The 21,521-nt window shown below is 61.0% G+C and carries 11 protein-coding genes; 9 read left to right on the top strand and 2 right to left on the bottom strand.

What is annotated here, in order from left to right:
• Positions 1-148: 148 nt before the first annotated feature.
• From BR07_RS26190 to drmB, 3 genes are read left to right on the top strand one after another with little or no spacing between them, the layout of a single operon-like run.
• The gene (locus BR07_RS26190; RefSeq protein ID WP_197027744.1) at positions 149-3,100 is read left to right on the top strand and encodes a UvrD-helicase domain-containing protein; all 2,952 of its coding nucleotides are present in this window, start codon (positions 149-151) and stop codon (positions 3,098-3,100) included.
• Positions 3,097-6,303 carry a helicase-related protein gene (locus BR07_RS0107015; protein ID WP_037184823.1) on the top strand — a complete coding sequence of 1,069 codons (3,207 nt, stop codon included), beginning with the start codon at positions 3,097-3,099 and terminating at the stop codon, positions 6,301-6,303. The genes BR07_RS26190 and BR07_RS0107015 overlap by 4 nt, the downstream gene beginning before the upstream one ends.
• Positions 6,300-8,009: a DrmB family protein gene (gene drmB, locus BR07_RS0107020; RefSeq protein WP_027504824.1), complete on the top strand. Its 1,710-nt coding sequence runs from the start codon at positions 6,300-6,302 to the stop codon at positions 8,007-8,009. Before BR07_RS0107015 ends, drmB begins: the two co-directional genes overlap by 4 nt.
• Positions 8,010-8,016: 7 nt before the next feature.
• Here drmB and BR07_RS26935 read toward each other — a convergent pair whose 3' ends face one another.
• Together BR07_RS26935 and BR07_RS0107030 are read right to left on the bottom strand one after the other, a co-directional pair.
• Entirely contained in the window at positions 8,017-8,496 is a 480-nt protein-coding gene (locus BR07_RS26935) for a hypothetical protein (RefSeq protein WP_155956957.1), read from the bottom strand.
• Entirely contained in the window at positions 8,493-9,395 is a 903-nt protein-coding gene (locus BR07_RS0107030) for a ParA family protein (RefSeq protein ID WP_027504825.1), read from the bottom strand. Before BR07_RS0107030 ends, BR07_RS26935 begins: the two co-directional genes overlap by 4 nt.
• 129 nt (positions 9,396-9,524) lie before the next feature.
• On the opposite strand from BR07_RS0107030, the gene BR07_RS23685 reads away from it, so the two are divergent.
• The 6 genes from BR07_RS23685 to BR07_RS26200 all read left to right on the top strand — a co-directional run bounded on the left by BR07_RS23685 (position 9,525) and on the right by BR07_RS26200 (position 21,415).
• Positions 9,525-10,661: a DNA cytosine methyltransferase gene (locus BR07_RS23685; RefSeq protein WP_081821140.1), complete on the top strand. Its 1,137-nt coding sequence runs from the start codon at positions 9,525-9,527 to the stop codon at positions 10,659-10,661.
• Between the two features lie 128 nt (positions 10,662-10,789).
• Positions 10,790-11,026 carry a hypothetical protein gene (locus BR07_RS26940; protein ID WP_155956958.1) on the top strand — a complete coding sequence of 79 codons (237 nt, stop codon included), beginning with the start codon at positions 10,790-10,792 and terminating at the stop codon, positions 11,024-11,026.
• Positions 11,027-11,131: 105 nt separating this feature from the next.
• Positions 11,132-13,324: a 3'-5' exonuclease gene (locus BR07_RS0107045; RefSeq protein ID WP_027504826.1), complete on the top strand. Its 2,193-nt coding sequence runs from the start codon at positions 11,132-11,134 to the stop codon at positions 13,322-13,324.
• An 84-nt stretch (positions 13,325-13,408) separates the two neighbouring features.
• The gene (locus tag BR07_RS0107050) at positions 13,409-15,277 is read left to right on the top strand and encodes a DUF262 domain-containing protein (protein ID WP_027504827.1); all 1,869 of its coding nucleotides are present in this window, start codon (positions 13,409-13,411) and stop codon (positions 15,275-15,277) included.
• Positions 15,278-15,613: 336 nt separating this feature from the next.
• A complete protein-coding gene (locus tag BR07_RS0107055; RefSeq protein ID WP_027504828.1) occupies positions 15,614-20,398 on the top strand; it encodes a DEAD/DEAH box helicase in 4,785 nt (1,594 codons plus the stop codon).
• A gap of 60 nt (positions 20,399-20,458) precedes the next feature.
• Positions 20,459-21,415: a hypothetical protein gene (locus tag BR07_RS26200; RefSeq protein ID WP_027504829.1), complete on the top strand. Its 957-nt coding sequence runs from the start codon at positions 20,459-20,461 to the stop codon at positions 21,413-21,415.
• The last annotated feature ends 106 nt before the right edge of the window (positions 21,416-21,521 follow it).

The raw sequence follows: 21,521 nt of genomic DNA on the forward strand, positions 1-21,521 counted from the left end.
GGACACGCTTGACGGGGTGGCGGCGCTTCGATCGCTCGAAACTCATGTAGCTGCTCTCCGGTCGTTAGAGGCCGGCGACCAGCAACCTCCACAGCCTGCGTCGCTTCTGGCAGACCTCGTGGATTCACACGGTGATCTACCGTTCGGTGTGACGGCAACGTCCGACGGCCTCCAGTTCGTTCGACCCGATGTGGCAGCAACCGACACGCCGCCCCCGATGCTGTGGCCTCTGGACGGGCTGGTGGATGAATCTGAATTGACCGATTGGAGATCGCGACCGCTGGCCGTCGATCTCGGAGAATTACGACGAGGAGCTGTGTTCTACCAGCAGGAGTACGGCGTCGATGTCGAGCGCCTGTTCGCACGGTATCGACCTGTGTGGGATCAGTGGGCAATCAGCCAGAGCCGTGCGGCAGAGAGTGCCGAACTTTTCGATGCTCTTCATGAATTGGCCCAGACCAGCGCCACGAAGGTCCAGAATCTCTACCTCTCGGCTTGGCGTCTGACCTTGCCTGAGTACGGTATCGACACCCGTCTGGCTCGCCGACGAGCGAAGCTCAAGATGATTTCGACACGCAATCCGCGTTACGCCTTGTTCGACGATGACGATGAAGGTATTCGTGGCCAAGAGGTCGGCGCGATCGTGCTGGCAGTGGAACCCCAGGATGCACTTCACTACGACACGCGGGCCCTGAGCGCACAACTCGGTTCCGCGGACGACTACGCCTTTCGTCCAAGCCTTGTCGAACGCAACGATCTTCCGCTGGGGTCGCATGTCCGGCAGCGCGTGCTCGCTGACATCCGACCCTGGATTCAAGATGGCTTGCGCGCACGGTTCGGTGACGGTGTCGAATGGTCGCTGACGATGAGTCCAGCACTGCTGATCAGCGATCACGACCGGTCGACTACCGAGGACGCCCTAGAGGGCGTCACCGCGCTTCGTGGGCAATTGAGTCGATGGCCAGGAATTGCCACCGCGAGTGAGCGGTTGCTCGAAGGCGCCCCGGGAGCATTGAGTGCCTTGGAACAAGAGTTGACAAGAATCTTGCACTCGGTCGGCATCAGTGACCTTCTTCCTTCGGGAACGGTCCGCATCAAGGATTCAGCGCTGCCGGTTCCGACCAAATTCAGGGACCGTCTTCGCGCGCGCACCGGCACAGTGGACCCGTTACTTCGGTTCCGCGATCGTCGTCGAGCGGCGGCCGCCGCAGCGGCGGAGCAGGCAGCGAGCCTGGTGGGAGTCGATACCCCCGCCGCCGTTGCTGTTCCGGACTCGCTCGACGAGTCCGATCCCACATCAGGCTCCTACACCCTGGACGAACGCCAGCGGTCAGTGGCCGAGGCGTCGCCCTCGGATCGATTGGTGGTTGTCGCGGGCGCAGGGCAGGGTAAGACCGAGGTCGTCGCAGCGCGGTTGGAGCACCTGGCGAGCGAGCATGAGCTGTCTCTCTCCACTGAGGTCCTTGTCCTCAGCTTCTCGCGCGCAGCAGTGTCAGCTGTCAGGAAGAGACTGGCGACGCGGGTGCTCGCAGGCGCGGAGATCCGAACGTTCGATTCGTTCGCGAGCAGGGTCATCATCGACGCCGAGCAGGAACCTACGGGTAGTTTCAACGCACGAATCGAGCACGCGACGCGACTGTTGCTCGATGACGACGTCGAGCTTCCGATGCTGGACGATGTCCGGCACGTCGTTCTCGACGAGGTGCAGGATCTGGTGGGGAAGCGCGCGAAATTGGCACTGGCGCTGATCGCGCGGGCAGGTGCTGATGTCGGTCTCACTGCGCTGGGCGATCCCAACCAGGCCTTGTACGACTTCCAGTTGACCGATACCGAGCGTGCCCACCACTCCGAGGTCTTGGACGATTTCGGAGACCTGGAGAATGTTCGTGTCACACGGCTCACTCAGAACTTCCGCGCACGGGGTCCTGTTCCTCTCGCCGTCGTGGACCTCGGGCAGCGCCTTCGCACAATGAACGACGGTGCAGCGGCCCGCGGAGAGGTCGGGTCGTTCATCGAGGCGCTCCCGCGTATCGAGGCGGAGACCTGGCTCGCCGACGTCTACCGTGCGGGCCGGACCACAGCTGTCCTCACGAAGACGAATGGTGACGCCCTCCGCGTGTCCCAGCTCCTGACGTCATTGAAGGTCCGCCACACGCTCCGCCGGCCATCGCAGGAGCAGGGTGCCAGTGCGTGGGTGTCTGAGTTGGCGCGGCTTCTGCCGCGAGTGGTCAACCGGCGTGACGACGTGATCGCAGCGCTCGAGTTCACATCCGTTGCCGATCCGACAGACGCCTGGAATGTTCTCAAGGAAGCAGAAGGCGTCTTCCGTTCCCCCGAAGACCTAGACATGTCTCGTATCCGCCGCGTGATCGGGGGATACGGCATCCCGACGGCGTTGCTGGCGGACACCACCGAAGACGTGGTCATCTCCACCGTGCATCGGGCAAAGGGACTCGAGTTCGATCGCGTGTTCCTCCTGGACACCGACCACGAGTCCGATCAAGACGATTTCGCGATTGCTCGGCGAAACTACGTGGCGCTGAGTCGTGCTCGGGACGAAGTACGGCGGTGCGCTCCGAAAACGGCGAAGTCCTGGATGAAGAAGGATTCTGCGCCCCCGGGGCGGTGGATGGAGAAGTCGTTCGGCAAGGGCGGCAAGCAGCTGACACGGTCGATCGAGTTCCGCAACGGTGACATCGATACCGACTCTCCCTTTTCCACGGCGGACGCAGCCTCGTCCATGGCCGCACAGGAGCTGTTGGCGTCCGGTCGGGTGACGGGGCGCTCCGTGACATTGGAGCTCGATCGTGAGTGGAGTCATCGAGATGCGCCCATCTACCTCGTCAGGGGAGATGACGGAGAGGTCTTCGGCCGTACCAACGAGGATTTCGGCCGGAGTGTCAAGCGTCTGTTCACCGTTTGGCAGTACGCCTACCCGATGGTGATGACAGGCGTGACGGTGATGACGGTGGAATCAGTGACGGGGACGCCAGAGGTGTGTGCTGAAGCTGGACTCGGAGAGTCGGGAATCTGGCTTGCGCCGCAACTTTCGGGATTGGTGCGCCCGCTATGGGATCAGAAGTGGGACGGAATGTCATGACGAGCATTGGTAACTCGCTGGATTCGATGTACGCCTTCCGGGGCGACATGGTCGAACAATTGGAGAAGGACCTGTTCGGCCCCGGTGGGGGAGAAGGCGAAATCCTCGACGAAGCGCCACTCGACCGATACGTGGTCGGGGTCCTCTGGCCCGCCGGAGAGGCGCTTCAGGAAGAGCCGGAACCCGACAGCGCCGAGTCCGATCCCGTGGACAGTGCAAGCGATACCCCGGTCGCTCAGTCGATGATGCGATACCCCACATCGATGGGACTGACCTTCACTGTCGATTCAGAGCTCGCCGAAACGGTCACGCTTTCCGTTGCCGGCGCTCGTTACATACCGTCGGATATTCCCGACGCCACCCCCGCGGACGGCGGGACACGTCGACGTACCCGGGCGAAGCCGGATACGTGGAGCCGGTTGGCGGCAAATCCCGACGACATAGTTCACTCGATCACCGCACCTGGCACGAAGACACGTGACGTCGCGCCGGGCCTGCAGCTCTACACGCTGACCAGAAAGCCCCGCAACGGCACAGTCACGATCTCCGCAGTCCTACGCAACACCCTCGCGTCCTCCAAAGGTGAACTGCGCGACGCTAATGCGTGGTTTCAGGTCGGCATAACAGTCACCACCGAAGGCGCCGCTCTCGTCGATCGTGGAGCCCCTAACCGTCTCGGTGACGATGCTGATCTCCTCAGTGCCGATCTGATGTATCGCAACGCGCGTACGTTCGGAATCGGACATGGATGCGCTGTCACATGGGATACCACCGGACAGGTCGTCACCGACCGCATCGAGACCACGCTGCTGCCCACCTACGAGGTTTCACGGGCTCGCCCTGGATCCGTCGACGATGACGGCATAGATCTGCGAATGTCGACATTGGGTCACGCCTCTTCCGCAGACGTCGTCGCAGGTCTGGAGCGTCTCGTCGAGTCCTACCGCTGCTGGATCGCCGAGCGTGAAGCCGAGGTCACGTCCGGAGGAACTGATGTTCCCGAGTCGCTCGAGCCGACTGCAATGGACCATTTTCGAAATGCGCGCCACGCCGCCGACCGGATCGAGGCAGGAATTGCTCTCCTTGCCGGCGATCCGGAGGTGTTCGAGGCTTTTCAGCTGGCCAACCAGGCAATGCAGACTCAGCGCGCACGGCAGGTATGGGTCCGAAACGGCGCGACAGGGCCCATGGACGAGGGCCTCGACCAGACTTGGTACCCCTTCCAGATCGCTTTCGTCCTCTTGAACCTCCCTGGACTCGCTGATGCCGGTCACAATGACCGCGATATAGCCGATCTACTGTGGTTCCCCACGGGTGGTGGAAAGACCGAGGCGTACTTGGGGCTGGTCGCGTTCATACTTCTGCTACGACGCATCAGGAATACTGAGGCGATCGGTGTGGCAGTCATCATGCGATACACCCTGCGCCTCCTGACGATCCAGCAGTTCGAGCGAGCAACCATGTTGCTGTGCGCTCTCGAGCGAATCCGAATCGGCCACGGTGGCTTGGGGTCCCGGCCGTTCAGCATCGGACTCTGGGTGGGACGCGCGGGCACCCCCAACACGCACGACGACGCCAAGAAGGCCCTTCGTGCCTTGCGTCAAGGTACTGAAATCACTGAGGCGAATCCCGTCCAGCTGACTCAGTGTCCCTGGTGCGGTAAGGCGCTGGACGATTCCAAGTACTCGCTGGTGACCGGACCGGCAGCACGCCTGCGTATCGCGTGTGACAACACTGCCTGTGACTTCTCCGCCGGTCTCCCCGTCTATGTGGTCGATCAGGACATCTACGAGTACCGCCCTGAGCTCATCCTGGGAACTGTCGACAAGTTCGCGATGATGGCCTGGCGGTCGGACGTTCGAAAGTTATTTGCGCGGGACGGTATCGGCAGTCCGCCTGACCTGATCATTCAGGATGAGCTCCACCTGATCTCGGGCCCGTTGGGGTCGATGGTCGGCCTGTACGAGACAGCGGTCGATGCCGCTTGTTCGGTACCGATCACGGGAACGGATCGCATGTCACGACCGAAAATCGTGGCGTCCACCGCGACGATCAGACGGTCGAGTGCGCAGATCAAGAGTGTGTTCGATCGTGAGTCCCGCCAGTTCCCGCCTCCGGGCATCGACCCCGACCGGTCGTTCTTTGCCGAGCCCGCACCGCGGGACGTAGCGGGCACCCGAATGTACGTGGGGGTGATGAGCCCTGGAACCAGTCATGCGACCTTGCTGGTGAGGACCTACGGAGCGCTGCTCCAAGCTGCCCAGGACATCGACGCGGGTCCTGCTGTCCGCGATCCGTACTGGACCTTGCTGGGTTATTTCAACAGCCTCCGTGTGTTGGGAAGTGCGCTCCTTCAGGTCGAGGGCGACGTGCGCGAGCGGCTCGGGGTGGTGTCCCGTCGCTCGGGGACAACAGCCAGAAACCTCCAGTCGGCGAACGAACTCACGAGCCGCGTGTCATCGGCCGAAATCCCCCGACGGCTCAAGAGTCTCGAGCGGACCGTCGACTCGGGCGCCGCAGACGATGTCGTCCTGGCGACGAACATGATCTCGGTCGGGGTCGATATCGACCGCCTCGGGCTCATGACGGTGATGGGTCAGCCTCAGTCCAGTTCGGAATACATCCAGGCGACAAGCCGCGTGGGCCGCAAGTATCCCGGCCTCGTGGTGACCATCCTCAACTCCGCTCGGTCGCGGGACCGCTCACATTTCGAGAACTTCATCCCGTTCCATCAAGCCATGTATCGCGCTGTCGAGGCCACGAGTGCAACTCCCTTCGCAGCACGTGCACGAGATCGCGGGCTACACGGGGTGTTCGTCTCGCTGGCAAGGCTTCTCGTGGACGCGATGTCGGGTGAGGGCGGCGCGGTTGCGGCACCGCAGCACGAGACCGAGCTGCGGGCGCTCATCGACACGATCGAGCGCCGTGTTCTCGCGTCGTCGCCCGACGAAGCAGAAGACACCGTCGAGCAGCTGAACGCGATGATGAAGGTATGGATCGACGAAGCGTCGTCGCGAGACACGTTGAAATACCAGGATCGAAAGTCCGCGATGGACGCGTTGATGGTCGAGCCTGGCGCCGCCCTCACGGACATCGACATCGAGTACAACCAGACCGAGACGCCCTGGCCGACGTTGATGAGTCTTCGCGACGTCGATGCCGAGAGTGCTCTGTACCCGATTCGTATGAGGAGTAATTCATGAGCGTGGCCAAGGCCCGACGGACGCAGCTGCTCAGCACGTACGGGGTGGGCAGCCTGTTTCCCTCGGAGACGACGAGTTACATGATCGCCGGCATCCACGAGTGGAAGCCCCGCGAGGGTGACACTATTTCTGAACCGAGATTAGCGCGCAGTCTCGGGGTGTCAGAATTGAAGTCGCCGCCCGCCGGGTCGAAGAACAAGCGCGATGTTCCGGTCATCCGATTCCCCATCACGCAGGTCTGCCCGTCGTGCCGACGAATCGATTCGCTCGTTCGCTTGTCCGGTGACCCGGCAAAGGCCCGGTGCACGTGTGAGAAGCGTACGGAGCTCAGCCCCTTCCGCTTGGTGATTGCGTGTACCCGTGGGCACATCGACGAATTCCCGTACTTCAGGTGGCTGCACAAGGGGCAAGACTCGGGGAGCGATCATACGATGCACCTCCGTGCCCGCGGGCGAACATCATCGTTGGCGGACCTCGAGCTGACGTGCACGTGCGGGGTAGAGCCGCGGTCACTCGATGGATCTGCGGGCCCGAAGGCGCTGGCAGAGTTCGGTGCCTGTGCAGGACATCGACCCTGGTTGGGTCCGGATGCCACGCAACCGTGTGACGAGATTCCGCGTGCTGTGCAGCGTGGTGCCTCCAACGTGTGGCTCCCCGCTGTCAGATCCGCAATCTCCATCCCGCCCTACTCGCAAGCGCTGGCGAAGTTCGTCACCCGGAACTGGGCGTCACTCGAAGACCCCGACGCAGTGAGTCAGGCACTTCTTCAAAGTCTGGCCCGGCACTCTCGCCGTTTTACGGCCAAGGAGATCGAGACCGAGGTCGAACGCCGGCGTGGTGAACAGCTGGATGATCTGCTGACTGAGGCAGCCCTGCGCAAGCAGGAGTACCGCGCACTTCTGGAGGGCCGGGAGCAAGACGGTCTTGACGATGACTTCGTATGCGTCGAGCGTGACGTTCCGGTCGATTTCGAACACATCATCTCGGACGTCCGAAAAGTGACCCGACTGCGAGAAGTTCGCGCGCTTTACGGATTCACCAGGTTGGCCGATGAGACCGGCGAGGAGAACCTCTGCGATCTCTCGCCGGAGAAGACGTTCTGGCTCCCTGCCGTGGAGGTGATCGGTGAAGGGATCTTCGTGTCGTTTCACCGCGACGAGTTGGAGCGTTGGGCCGGTACCACATTCGCTGCAGAAAGATGGGCGATGTTCACCGCCGCGTCCGGGGGAACGTCACCGTGGGAGGATCTCCCCGGTGTCTCGGGGTTGATCGGCGTCGCACTGCACACGTTCGCACATCTGATCATCGATCAGCTCGCGTTGACGGCCGGCTATCCGGCCGCGTCGTTGAGGGAGCGGCTGTACGTCGACGAGGCGATGGCCGGCTTCCTCATCTACACGGCAAGTTCAGATTCGGCGGGAAGCTTAGGAGGCGTTGCCTCGCAGGCGGAGCCGGACAGCTTCGGGCCTGCCCTGCAAGAGGGGCTCACTCGACTGTCGTGGTGCTCGGCCGATCCGGTGTGTATCGAATCGAGGGGGTCGGGTTCGGACGCGCTTAACTTGGCAGCGTGCCACGCGTGCGTCCTGTTACCCGAGACGTCCTGTGAACTCGGAAACCGGTACCTAGATCGTGCGTTGCTGTTCGGTACGCCTGAGGATGGACACGAAGATCACGGCTTGTTCAGCGACGTGTTGTTCGCCGGCTGAGCGATGCTCAGTGGAAGGCCCTGTCCCGATTGCGAGTCGACTCGGTGCGCTCGACGATCCGCTCGCGCACTTTGGAGATCGTCTTCCATTTCATCGCTCGCTTGTCCGGATCCATCCCGAACTGATGGATGATGTCGCGAAGCTGCTCGAGGTCGAGCGCAGCAAGTCGTGCCCGTAGAGCATCTCGGCCGTCTGTCCTGTACAGATGAAAAGGGTCGAGCACAGCAGCCGCTCGAGGGGTGCGTGTCCGGGGAGCCGATGGTGGAGTGCGAACGACTGCGGCAGAGCCGGCCGTCGGTACGTCCGCAGCACTGACGACGCGGGCGGCCGCTCCGGCGAGGGCCGCATCGCCGTTCAGCATTGCCTGCGAGGCGAGACGTGCCATCGTGAGGACGACGACTGCTGCGTCACTGTCCTTGAGAGCCAGTGCATCGAGCGCCTCGTCGAAACTAGCTCGGGCGCTGCCAAGAATTCCGGGTTCAGTCATGTGTAGATTTTGGCATTGGTCATCACGTGCTCTGTCAGGTCCCGCAGAGTGTCGAAGGTGTCGCCGCCGCCATAACGCTTGGACAAGGTTCCGACATCTTCGTACGCGGCCGCGCCGGCGATCGTGATGGCGTCAGGCACCCAGAACGGAATGACGTTCGGCGGGCGCTCAGACGTCGTGCGGTCCTGCGGTGCCGTCGCATCGTAATCCAGCACCGCGCCTTGCAGTCGGTTGATGGTGAAGCGATGGAGGTTGGTGCTCTTTCGGTACTTTGTGATGATGAGCCCCAACGCCTTCAACGAGTGACCTGACTTCTCCGAGAACATCGAGACCCGCTTCTGGATTTGCGGAATGCCGTAGGTCGAGAGAACGTCGGGAATAGTGGGGATGACGTACGCATCGGCCAACATGAGCCCGTTTCGAGTCACGATGCCCATGTTCGGCGGGCAGTCGATCAAGATGTAGTCGTAGTTGTCTTTAATCTTGTCCACCGCATTCTTCAGGACGGACAGCGGCTCAAGGGAGTTCTGGTCGTCATACTGCCACGCCGCGACTTCTTCAGAGATTTCGATCATGTCGAGAGATGACGCGAGCAGGTCGATTCCAATTACTTTCGCGAGCGGCGATACATCTCGCTGGATTGCCCTTTCGATATCGAATACCGCGGCGTCCGAATCCAAAGCCTGCTCGAATAACGCCTTGATTGTGCGATGCGATTCGTTCAGTTCCTGCCACCGCTCACTACCGATCATCATGGTCGTGAGGTTGGTCTGGGGGTCGAGATCGATCAGCAGAACGCGTTTAGCGAAGTGCCCGGCCATGAACTCGGCCAGTGCAGCTGTCATCGTCGACTTGCCGACGCCCCCCTTGAGGTTGATCGTGGCAATAGCGGTGACCATGGTGGTGCCGATCCTTCCGGGATGAGCGTGATGTCCGTACCGGACGGTTCGTGAGTGAACTCTACGACGAGCCACCGACACATCGATCGGCGGCCGATCAGAGCCCTCCGTGTCGTAAACTCCGCAAGCATGGGTGACTACGTCGAGACGCAGCTCGATCTGTCTCACCATTCTATGATCGATCTCTTCGCCGGTCCGGGCGGTCTCGATGTGGCTGCCGCCTGGGTCGGACTCACTGCGCACGGCATCGAATGGGACGCGGAGGCAAACGCCACTCGCCGTAACGCGCAGCTCGAGACCACGGAGGGCGACGTGAGGGCGTACGGACCCGCGCTCCATGATGCCGCGACCATCCTGTCCGGCGGCCCGCCGTGCCAGACGTTCACCGTGGCGGGGACGGGGAGCGGCAGGAAGGCCCTCGGCCACATCGGTCACCTGGTGGGGCAGATGGCGAACGACAAGGACATCACGGCGTCGCTGAAGGTATTGGAGGATGAGCGGTCCGGTCTTATTCTGCAACCACTGAAGTGGATCCTGGAAGCCATGGACGCCGGCCACCCGTACGAGGCCGTCGTTCTGGAACAGGTGCAGGCCGCACTGCCGATATGGACGGCGATGAAGCCGGTGCTCGAAGCACTCGGATACCACGTCATCTGCACGGTGTTGAAGACGGAGATGTTCGGGGTACCTCAGACTCGACGACGAGCGGTGCTGCTGGCCAACCTGCGAACGTCGCCGATCATGCCAGAACCGACTCACCAGGCGTATCGGATCGGCACCGCCAGGCTTCCGAAGGGAAGTACTGAGCCTCGACCGTGGGTCTCGATGAACGATGCTCTCGCAAGGCCGGAGTGGTTCGAAGTCATATCCAACTATGGGTCGGGTGGCAACCCTGCAGCTCGTGGCCGGCGAACGTGCGAGCAACCCTCGGCGACGGTGACGGGCAAAGTGTCGAGAAATCGCCTGGTCGACCGGAACAGTCGTCCTCTCCCTAGGCTCACAGCGGAGGAGGCGGGAGCGCTTCAGACGTTCCCTCGCGATTATCCGTGGGACTCGTCCGGGTGGGCGCAGCAGGTGGGCAATGCCATTCCGCCGCGGCTGGGTGTGCACCTGCTCGCCGCCGTGTTCGGACGCGTGCCTGATCAGGCCACGCTGGATGCGCGTGTTGCAGCGCCGTGGACACCTGAGTCGCAGCCCGCCGTGGCTATGGTGCACCCTCAGCGAAGGCTGGCGGACGCAAACCTGTTTGACGCGCAGCCTGTTTAAGACCAAAGACCGCGCGACAACGCGGAACCGGATGAACGGTCCACGCGGGTTGACGGCGGCCGCTACGGTGAGTGAATGAAACCGTACCGCCGTACCTATTTCGACGCGGTGATGACAGGATCAGCCGGGTGACGTCTGCCTCGGTAACTCGATCTCCTATCACGGCAGCACCCGGTCTGATCGTCGAGGTACGTGACGCGGAGGGGCTGGTCACCAAAGGCAATCCAGTGTCGGACGGTTTCGTGGCCTACGTCATCGGCCCCAGTGAACTGGTTCCGGACACGTCGGCGCATTTCATTACAGGATTCGGCGACACCCAGGTCTGTTCTGATCTGTGGACCGTGTTGCCGACGATGTCGCGCTGACCGACGAGGACCGCCCCGAACCCATGAGTGCCGGATCAACGATTGGTCCGCCGTCGCAGAGGCAGCCGCCGCTGCGCTCGGCGGCGACGTGAAGAGGAGGCTCTAATGCCGCAGGTCGTGCTGGGCGAGATCAACAACATCGACGGAAGCGTGCAGAGAAAAGTCTTCGCGTTCCTGCAGAAGCTGATGCAGTCACACGAGTCGGCCGGGTTGCACATCGAGCCGATGGTGAACTCCGTCGATCCTCGCGCTCGAACGGGGCGGATCGACAGCTTCTGGCGTGCAGTCCTTTTCGAGATCACTGATCCCGACCGCGACCGGCTCTTCGTGTTCGTGGGTGCGTATGCCCACGACAAGGCGATCGAGATCGCACGTACCCGACGGCTGACAATCAACCCACGTAACGGGATCGCGGAAATTTCCTACGCGTCAGAACCTGTCGTCGCGGAACCGGCCCCCACCGTCCATAGCGCTGCGGCAGCGCCTCTCCATCCCCGCACGCTACGGTCGAGAGGATTCTCGGACGTCGACCTCACGGATCTGGGCATGGACGCGGTGTTCGTGGCCGGGGCGATGGACCTGGGCGACGAGGACGATATTCTTGCCTACGCTCAGACGGCGCCTGCGACCTGGCAGGGCGAGGCTTTGGTGGATCTGGCCACCGGAACTGCCTTGTCCGACGTACAGGAGCGGTACGCCCTGCACCTCGCCCGGCCCAGTGAGGGAACCGAGGACGAGCGGCTGATCGCCGCCCTCAAGCACCCGGCCGCGCGCATGCAATTTGCGTTCGTCGAGGATAACGATGAATTGCGTGCTGCGGTCGAGGCTGCGGACTTCGCCGCATGGAGAGTGTTCTTGCACCCTGAACAGCGTGTGTGGGTAGAGAAGGGGCAGACCGGCCCCTTCCGTCTGACCGGAGGCGCTGGAACGGGAAAGACGGTAGTGCTGCTTCACCGCGCGAGATTTCTCGCTCGACGCGATCCCACAGCGCGGATCGTGTTGACGACCTTCAACCGAACTCTTGCCGACAGCCTCGTCGAGCAGATGAAGCTACTCGATCCGACTCTCACCCTGGCCGGGGACGTCGGGCAGCCGGGAGTGTTCATCGCGAGCGTCGACAGCATCGCCGCGCGCATTCTGCACCGACACAAGACTGACCTCGAGGGGAGTTCAGCTCACCCGGGTCCGGTGGCGCGGGTGTTTGGGCCCAGGACGTCGGGGCTCTTCGGTCGGCGCGTCGATGATGCGTGGAAGAGAGCGATCGTCGTCGGCGGAGTCGACCTCCCACCCGAGTTGAGTGTGCCCTCGTTTTTCGAGACGGAGTACAGCCTCGTCGTGCTGCCGAATCGCATCGTCGACCGGGACGAGTACCTCCGTGTGCGTCGTGCCGGACGTGGTGTGTCGCTCAACCGCGCACGTCGCAACGCGGTGTGGGATGTCGTCGAGAGCTATCGGTCGGCCGCCGCGGCAGCCGGATGCGCCGACTTCGAAGAGAAGGCTGCGCTGGCCGCAGAAGTGGTGACTGCGGTGACCGAGGGGCTCGCGGATCACGTCATAGTCGACGAAGCGCAGGACCTCACACCGAGCCGGTTCCAGCTTCTGCGGGCGCTCGCCCCACTAGGCCCCGATGATCTTTTCTTCGCGGAGGATGCACACCAGCGCATCTATGGCCAGAAGATTGTCCTGAAGCAGCTCGGGATCAACATCGTTGGTCGTTCGCGACGGCTGACTCTCAATTACCGGACGACTCAGCAAAACCTGCACTACGCCCTCAGCGTTCTCACCGGCGACGACTTCGTCGGTCTCGAGGGCGACTCGGAGGACTCCGAGGGCTATCGCTCAGCCCGCACGGGTCCTAAGCCCTCGACTGTGCAGGCGGCGAATCTGTCCGACCTCTACGACAAGGTCGCCCAGCAAGTGTTGGCGTGGGGCGGCGGCGAAACGGCATCGATAGGTTTGCTTGCGCCGGCGAACAAGGAAGCGTCGGCACTGCCACGTGCGCTCGGGGAGCGCGGGGTCACGGCCACTTTCGTCGACAACACGAGTAAGTCATCCTCGGGCGGAGTGCAGGCGATGACCATGTACCGGGCCAAAGGTATGGAGTTCGCCAACGTAATCCTTGTCGGCGTGAGTGCCAATGCTATGCCCAGGGACTACATGATCGCGCAGCTGCCAGAGGGGGATCGCGGTGATGCGCTGCAGCGAGAGCGGTCATTGGTGTACGTCGCGGCCACCAGGGCGAGGGATCAACTGGCTGTCATGTGGGTGGGCGAGCGAAGTGCGTTGGTTCCCTCATGATCGGACACACGTTCCCAAGCCATTCACCGATCCGATTCACTCCATCATTCCTGATCCCATTACAGTCGACAGTACGGAGCCACGTTGAGCAGCATCACGCCCCATTACCGAAGTGTCAAGCAGCTACTACAAGCGAGATCGTTCTCGATCGATGAGTATCAACGTGAGTACAAGTGGGACAAGAAGAACGTCGAGGAGCTGATCTCAGATCTACAGACGAAGTTCTCGCTGGAGTATCAAGACGGCCACATGCCAAGGAATGCCAGTACCTACTCGGACTATTTCTTGGGCTCGATTATTGTGACACGGCGCGCCGATAAATATTTTTTGGTGGATGGTCAGCAGCGTGCAACTTCACTCACCCTTCTCCTTATATACCTGTACCGCCAAGCGAAAAGTCGCGACCTGAGCGTCGTCACGACGATCGAACCGCTGATCTTTTCGGACATCTACGGGCAACGAATGTTCAATCTCGATATACCGGAACGTCTGGATGTTATTACCGCATTATTCAACGGCAATGATTTCAACCCTGCCGGGAAGAACGAGTCGGTTCACAATATCCTGGAACGATACAGGGATATCGAGCAGTCCGAACTTGCGGACGAGATGGGGGCGGGCCTCGAAACGTTTATATATTGGTTGCTCAACAATGTTGGATTGATCGAAATTGCAACCGAAACGGACGAGCACGCATACTCGATTTTCGAAACCATGAATGATCGTGGCAAACCTTTAAGCCCTGTCGATATGATGAAGGCTTACCTGCTCGGTGGAATCGACGAAGCTGCAGATCGAACCGCTGCGAATCTTGCTTGGAAGAAGACGGTGTCAGATCTGATCTCGTGGGGTTCGGATCCGGACCCTGAACGTGATGCTGTCTTCGTGAAGGCCTGGCTTCGAGCTAGGTACGCAGAATCGATTCGCGATCGCAAAGCTGCGGCAGTGGACAAGGACTGGGAACTCATAGGCACCGCCTTCCATAGGTGGCTGCGGGATAGTGCGAAGCGGATCGGGATCGGAACCGCGAACGAAAACCGCCGACTCATTTCCGACGAAATCCCTTTCTTCGCACGCGCATACATGCAAATTCTGCACGCCTCGAAGTACTACACGTCCGGCCTCGAGTCAATATTTTATAATGCGCACAACGACTTCACGTGGCAGCCGACCGTGCTGCTGGCAGCGCTCTCCCCTCTGGACGACGAGACAACTGTTCTCAAGAAGCTCGACGCAGTAGCAACGTATATCGACATATGGTTGATGCGGCGAACAGTTAACTATATTCGCGTGGGCTATTCAAGCGTCAGCTATTCAATGTGGCGCTTATGTTCCGATATAAGAAATATGTCTATTGACGATTTGATAGATACACTCAAGCAGAAGCTTGCGGACGACGATGTGAGTTTTGATGGTGCGAAGTCGCGGGGCAGACTGGGCGTAACCGATCTCAGATTGAACCAGTTCAGCCGGCGCTACATATTTCACTTCCTTGCGCGCGTGACTTCCTTCGTGGACGTGCAGTCGGGGCGACCAGACATCTTCGATAGGTACACCGACCGAAGCACTCGGAACCCGTTCGATATCGAACACATTTGGGCCGACAAGTATCGGCGCTATTCTTCCGATTTCTCATCGGAGGCTGACTTCGATTCGGCGCGTGACAACGTAGGGGGGTTGCTCCTGCTGCCGGCCGACGTCAACAGGAGCTACCAAGATCGTCCGTTCGACGAAAAATCGCCACACTACGCAAAGCAGAATCTGTTGGCATCCAGCCTCACATCGGCGGCGTATCGCCATCAGCCACAATTTTCCCAGTTCATGGAGCGGGAGGGTCTGAAGTTCAGGCCCTACGACGTTTTCGGTCGGAGTGAGCAGCTCGAGCGTCGAGAACTGATGTCGCAGCTAGCGCAACGGGTGTGGGATCCGCAGCGGTTGGAACGGTACCGGTAGGTGAGTTGACTGGTCGACAGGCAAGCATCCCAATTTCTGCGCGACACGCACTGATTTGCCGAGCCTGCGGGAGACACTGGCACCGACGCAATCGTTCAACAGAGTCAAGAAGGTGGGTGACCCCACCGGATCGTGCGGTTCGGACCTCCGGTTCAGAGTCGGCAGTTGCCCATGCACTGTTCGCAAGTCGGTGTCTTGCGCGGTTGCGGAAGCTGAATTCATGGGTTCGAACCACAATTTTGCGTCGGGCACAGCTGTCGCCTAGTAGACATGAGGTGTAAGCCAGGTTTGGACGGTGGTCGGGATCGTCTTTCCTTGATCTCGGGAGGTTGACTCTTGTCTGACACACCATCGAGCGAAGTGCTCGCCGCCGTGGTTCGACTGTCCGAACTCGCACTGGGTACATACGCCTACAACCCTGGCCGGGTCGAAGAGGACGCGAACGGGGAGCGTCGTATCCACCAAGGTGGATATGGCGACAGGCAGGTCTTCGAACTGGTCCAGAATGCCGCCGACGAGCTGCGTGAACCGAACCATTCCGGCGGTCGCATTCAGGTGGTGCTCACCGACACCGCGCTGTACTGCGCCAATGAAGGAGCTGCGATCACCGCTGATGGAGCCGACACCATCTTGCGAATGGGGGTGTCGAAAAAGCGATCGGGACAGATCGGCAGGTTCGGCGTGGGAGTGAAGTCGGTGCTCTCCATCAGCACCGCGCCGCAGTTCTTCAGCGTGACCGGGTCGTTCGGTTTCGATGGTGAGTGGGCACGCGATGAGATCAACCTCGCGGTGAAAAAAGGTCAACAAGAGCGCGGAGAGCAGCCTGTCGGCATTGTCGGCGACACCCCGGTGCTGCGTCTGGCTCGGCCGCTGGACTGGACGCGAGAGTGCGCCCGTGATGCGGTGCTGTCCGACCTCGCAAAGTGGGCGACCACCGTTGTTCGACTGCCTTTGAAAGAAAACTCGGCAGACGTGTTGGCCGGTGACATCGACAGGTCTGGCACGCCGTCGAGTTCGAACCGCGAATTCCCATATCTCTTCTTGCTGTTCTCACCTCATGTCGGTCAGGTGGTCCTCGAGGACCGCAGGCTCATGCCCGTAATGCGGCGAACGATGACGAGCGAAGTGCGCGGTCGTGGCGAGGTCGTCGTTCATCAGACGCGAACTGGAGACCGCGCAGCTGAAGACGCCTATCGCGTGTTCGTTCGAGCGCACGAGGTGTCTGACCGAGTCCGATCGCTAGCAGGTGAACTGCACGACCGGGCCACTATCGACGTGTCGTGGGGCGTGCCGTCATACTCGATCGACAAATCGACCGGTCGCGACGTTTACACGGTCCCTGTCGGGCGAGGCACCTTCTGGTCGTACTTCCCGACGAAGTACCCCACGACACTCAGTGGAGTCGTCAACGCAGCATGGAAGACCAACGAGGACCGACAGAACCTACTCGACAGCAGTGAACTCAACCGTGAATTGCTATCTGTCGCAGCAGAACTTGTCGTAGCGTCGCTTACAGATCTCGTTGCGGACGATGATCCCGCAGCGTACTTGCAGCTCTTACCGGGCCGGACGCAAGAGTCGCCCAACTGGGCATGCAAAGAACTGACGGGCTCGATTTGGAGGTTGATGGCCGACGCTCCGTCGCTGCCTGACCAGAGTGGGACCCTGCGGCGACCATCAGATCTTCGTATCCGGCCGGACGGCTTGCCATACTCAGCGCTCGAGATGTGGTCGGCTTTCGATGGTGCACCGATCGATTGGGTTCACCGGAGCGTTGATCTGACGAAGCTTCGTCGCGGCAAGATGTCGCACATCCTCGATGCCAGTCCAAACCGCGAGCCCGAGACCGTCACCACCTGGCTGGAAGCGCTGGTGACGGGAAGGACAGCAGAATCTTCCCGTGCTGCGCTGGCGCTATTGTCTCACCTGCTCAAAGGCGCTGCTCTGGATGACAAACAGAGGTCGGCGGCACTGCAAGCCCGGGTTGTCATGGTGGAGGGCGGGGCGTTCGTGTCAGCCACGCCGGGGCAAGTTTACCGACGATCCTCCAACGACGGCCTCGTTGACGACCTCATCTACGTCCATGGTTTGCTCTCCGGCGACAGCGCGACGGTTCAGTTGCTTGAGGGCTTGGGAATCCGCGAGGCTGACGCGGAGGGACGTTTCAGAGGCGTACTGGATCAAGGTTTCGACGACTACACGCCCGAGTCATGGGCACGCTTTTGGGAGCTGCTGCGTGCGTCCGGAGGGGCCGTTCAAACCTCGTTGATACAACGCGCGGTGCCGGACTATGCTTCGATGCTGCGGTTGAGGTCGGTACAAGGATCCTGGGTCACCTTCACTGGCGGCCTTCTGCCCGGCCCTGTTGTCCCCGCCGACGGGTCTCGAGATCCCGGGATTGCAGTCGACACTGTCTTCCACGCTGACGACCTGTCTGTGCTGAGGGCGCTTGGTGTATCGGACCGGCCAGAGAAGAACACCAAGCCCGTGCGGGATCAGTGGTTCGTCGACTATCAGACAGCGATGTACGAGGACTACTGCGCCGGACTGGACCGGACGGAGCGGCGAGTCAATTTCGGAACTCTTAAGTACGATGGTGCTCCCATGGCGGGGAGACTCGACGTGTTCGTCCGCCTGAGCCCGGAGGGCCGAGCCGGGTTCCTGGACACGTTGGGCCCGGATGACGTTCCGAGGTCCTGGACTCGACAAATCGGCAGCCAGGGAAACACCAGGGTTCACGTTCAGTCGCCGATTTGCTGGCTGATCCGAGATCGTGGCGCAGTAAGAACATCTCGTGGCGTACTGCCGGTCGCCGATGCGGTAGGCCCGCAACTGGGCGAATTCGCGGACTACCTGCCTGTTGCACAGCTATCGAATCCATTGGCTGTGCGACTTGAGATTCCGGGGGCAATTGGGGACGTGCCGGCCGCCAAGTGGGCCGATCTTTTGTCCGCCGTCGAGGCGAGCGAGGATGACTCGTTCGTGGGCCGAACGTACGCCCTGCTCATCAGAGTTGCGGCCGACATCGTGAATGTCGCGGACACCGTTCGGTGCCGTGTCGGTGGAGTTTGGGAAATGAGACCGGACAGCGACATCGCGATAGCACGCACCATGGCCGATTACGAGGAGCTCATTCGAGAGAAGCATCCGGCGCTGCTCGTGGATCGCGCCGAGGATCAGCAACAGGCGGACTACATGGTCACCGAATGGGGGATGTACGAAAAGGCAGATGTCATTGCCCGCGAGCTGCGCCACGTACCAGCGGGCTCGCCCGCCGACCTGCTGTCCTTGCATCCAGAACTCCGAGTGAGGTTCGGTGCAACCGTCAGCGGATACCAGGTGCAGCGGTGTCAGCAGATCGACGAAGTGTCCCGAACGCCCAACGGCACGAGCGCCGAGTCATTGCACAGTGCCTGTGACGGGTCTCTCCTGCTGGTGCCGGAGGGGTTGGACAATCTCGCGGAACTAATCCTGGTGGACTACGAGCTCGGACTCGACCTGGGTAAGTCGGGATGCGAGCGCGTGGTGGCGGAGCACCGTCAACAAATGGTGGATCGTGAGGTTCGCGGCCGGATGGACAGTGTGCGCCAAGCTGATTCAGTGACCAGGAAGTTGGCACGCCTGATCGGCCGTACCGAATTGATGCATGGGTTACCTCCCGGGTTGAACGGCCATGATACCGACTCGTCGGACGACGTCTCTGCCGAACGGGCCGCCGAGATGGCGTACAACTCATACGACGACCGAGTGTTGCGCGAGTATTTGACAGTCATCAGATCCGTCGTACCCGATGCGCCCCAGCGATTAGATGGAAGCCACGCTGCCCTCCGTTTCGTGACGCGTATGGGGTTCCCTGACACGTTCGCCGGTGCACGGGTAAAGGCGCCCCCTGCACGTATTGCAGTTTCCGGACCAACCGACTATCCCGCATTGCATTCGTACCAGGAGTCGATCGCTGAGCGATTCGTCAATTTGTTGCAAGAACGGCCTGCTGGACGTGCCATGCTGAGTTTGCCCACGGGCGCTGGAAAGACACGGGTTGCTGCGGAGGGCGTGATCCGTTGGGTCAGGCAGAACGGCTCCCCGCGCGGGCCGATCGTATGGATCGCACAGACTGCCGAATTGTGTGAACAGGCCGTACAGTCTTGGAAATTCGTGTGGGAGAAAGTCGGAGCCGAAGAGGATCTCGTAATCGACCGATTGTGGTCGTCGAACAGAGCAACGCCCTCTGCCGGACGAAACCAATTGGTCGTGGCAACCGATGCGAAGCTCGCTTCGTGTCTGGGCTCGGAGGAGTACGAGTGGCTTCGCGACGCGTCTCTCGTAATCGTGGACGAAGCGCACGTCGCTATCTCGAAGGAGTACACCGGGATTCTGGAGCTGTTCGGATTGACACACCGGGTCACAGGTCGACCTTTGATCGGGCTTACGGCGACGCCGTTTCGGAACGATTCCGAGCTGACGCGCAGATTGGTGCAGCGCTTCGGAGATCGCCGGCTCGACAAGGGCCTCCTCGGTGACGATCCGATCGAGTCGTTGCAGGCCATGGGCGTTCTTTCGCGCGTCGAGCACAGGCAGATGAGCGGCACGCGCATGTCGTTGTATCCCGATGAGCTCAGACAGGCCGAGCAGATGAACGGAATGCTGCCACGGAGTGCTGAGCAGCGACTGGCGCGTGACGAAGGGCGAAACTCAGATCTCCTGAAAGAAATTGAGGCTTTGGATCCGAGCTGGCCGGTGCTCGTGTTCGCGACGTCTGTCGATCACGCCAAGGTCCTCGCGGCTCGCCTGAACGAACGACGCATACGGTCAGTGGCGATCGATTCCGGTACCACCGCGGGGGATCGACGCCAAAGCATCGAGAAGTTCCGGCGCGGCGAGGTGCGGGTGATCACGAATTACGGTGTGTTGTCGCAGGGATTTGATGCTCCCGCGACTCGTGTTGTGATCGTTGCCCGTCCCGTGTACAGCGCAAACATATACCAGCAAATGGTCGGTCGAGGACTCCGTGGCACTCGAAACGGAGGCAAAGAAACATGCCTCATCCTCGACGTTGCCGACAACATCACCAACTTCGATCAGAAGCTGGCATTCACCAAATTCGAGCATCTGTGGGGTTGATACGCCGTTTGAGCGCGTTCTGCCGCAACACAGGCTTTCAACTACGATGATTGGATTGCGGTGACGACTGCAGATCACAGGAGCTTCTTCGTTCTGTGGAACGGTAGCGAAGAGGGTATGCCGAGGACCGACCGCTTGTCTCTGATTGCATCCACCGCGGCAGGCTTGGTGGAACCGGGGCGATGGAGTTTCGGCGGAGGATACGGCGATCCGGTGCGAGGCGACCGCATCTACCTTCTCCGCACTGGTAGCAACCGGGGACTCATTGGCAGTGCGACCATCGCGGAGGACGGTGTCCACGCCGACAATCATTGGGTGGGTGAAGGCACCGCGTACTACATCGATGTGATTTGGGATGTGATGCTCGATGACGATGATCGTATCCCGACAGAAGCGCTAGATGCCTCCTTGCCTGATCAGCACTTCCCGGTTCAGGCGTCCGGGACGAGAATCAAGGAACCGTCCGCGTCCGAGCTCGCAGAACTGTGGGCCAAGCACTTGGCGGACTTGGCGCAACGAGAAGGAAACCCATGGATCGGTGGTCGCAGTACGTCGGCTGAACGGCGATCAGGTCCGATTCCGCTCCAGCGGGATCATGTGCGTCATTACGACGTGAGCAGTTTCGCCGGGAAAACGGCTACGCGCGCTGAGGCCGAACTGGTTGGTCAGCTGGCGCGGTACCTGACGAAACGCGGTTCCGAGGTGAGTAGCTACCGGATGGTGCCTGGGCCGAGTAGCGCGCCCATTCTGGCAGATCTTTACGACCGGACAAACAACGTCCTCTACGAAGCAAAGGCGGCGGCGTCCCGCGAGGCAGTGCGAATGGCTCTAGGACAGCTGCAGGATTACCGGCGTTTCGTCGTCGAGGAGCCCGAGCTGGCGGTTCTACTTCCGGCTCCCCCAGTTGCTGATTTAATCAGATTGCTTGCGGACTTCGGAGTGCGGTGCGTCGTACCTGATGAATCCGACGGCTTCACAGTCGCCGAGGCATCGCCACCGACGGCTCGAATCTTATGAGCTCCGCGTACGCAAGCCATGCATGCGACGGACAGAACGTCACACCGGAAAAGCTGCAGGCTGGTGTCGCGGCTGCCGTGCAATGCGTGCGAGCGCCGCTCTCTTA

The organism is Rhodococcus sp. UNC23MFCrub1.1, from assembly GCF_000686025.1.
Taxonomy (GTDB): Bacteria; Actinomycetota; Actinomycetes; order Mycobacteriales; family Mycobacteriaceae; genus Rhodococcoides.

Excerpts from the sequence above, each read along its gene's own strand:
- BR07_RS0107015 (WP_037184823.1), top strand. The coding sequence starts at position 3,097 with ATGACGAGCATTGGTAACTCGCTGGATTCGATGTACGCCTTCCGGGGC.
- drmB (WP_027504824.1), top strand. The coding sequence starts at position 6,300 with ATGAGCGTGGCCAAGGCCCGACGGACGCAGCTGCTCAGCACGTACGGG.
- BR07_RS26935 (WP_155956957.1), bottom strand. The coding sequence starts at position 8,496 with ATGACTGAACCCGGAATTCTTGGCAGCGCCCGAGCTAGTTTCGACGAG.
- BR07_RS0107030 (WP_027504825.1), bottom strand. The coding sequence starts at position 9,395 with ATGGTCACCGCTATTGCCACGATCAACCTCAAGGGGGGCGTCGGCAAG.
- BR07_RS23685 (WP_081821140.1), top strand. The coding sequence starts at position 9,525 with ATGGGTGACTACGTCGAGACGCAGCTCGATCTGTCTCACCATTCTATG.
- BR07_RS0107045 (WP_027504826.1), top strand. The coding sequence starts at position 11,132 with ATGCCGCAGGTCGTGCTGGGCGAGATCAACAACATCGACGGAAGCGTG.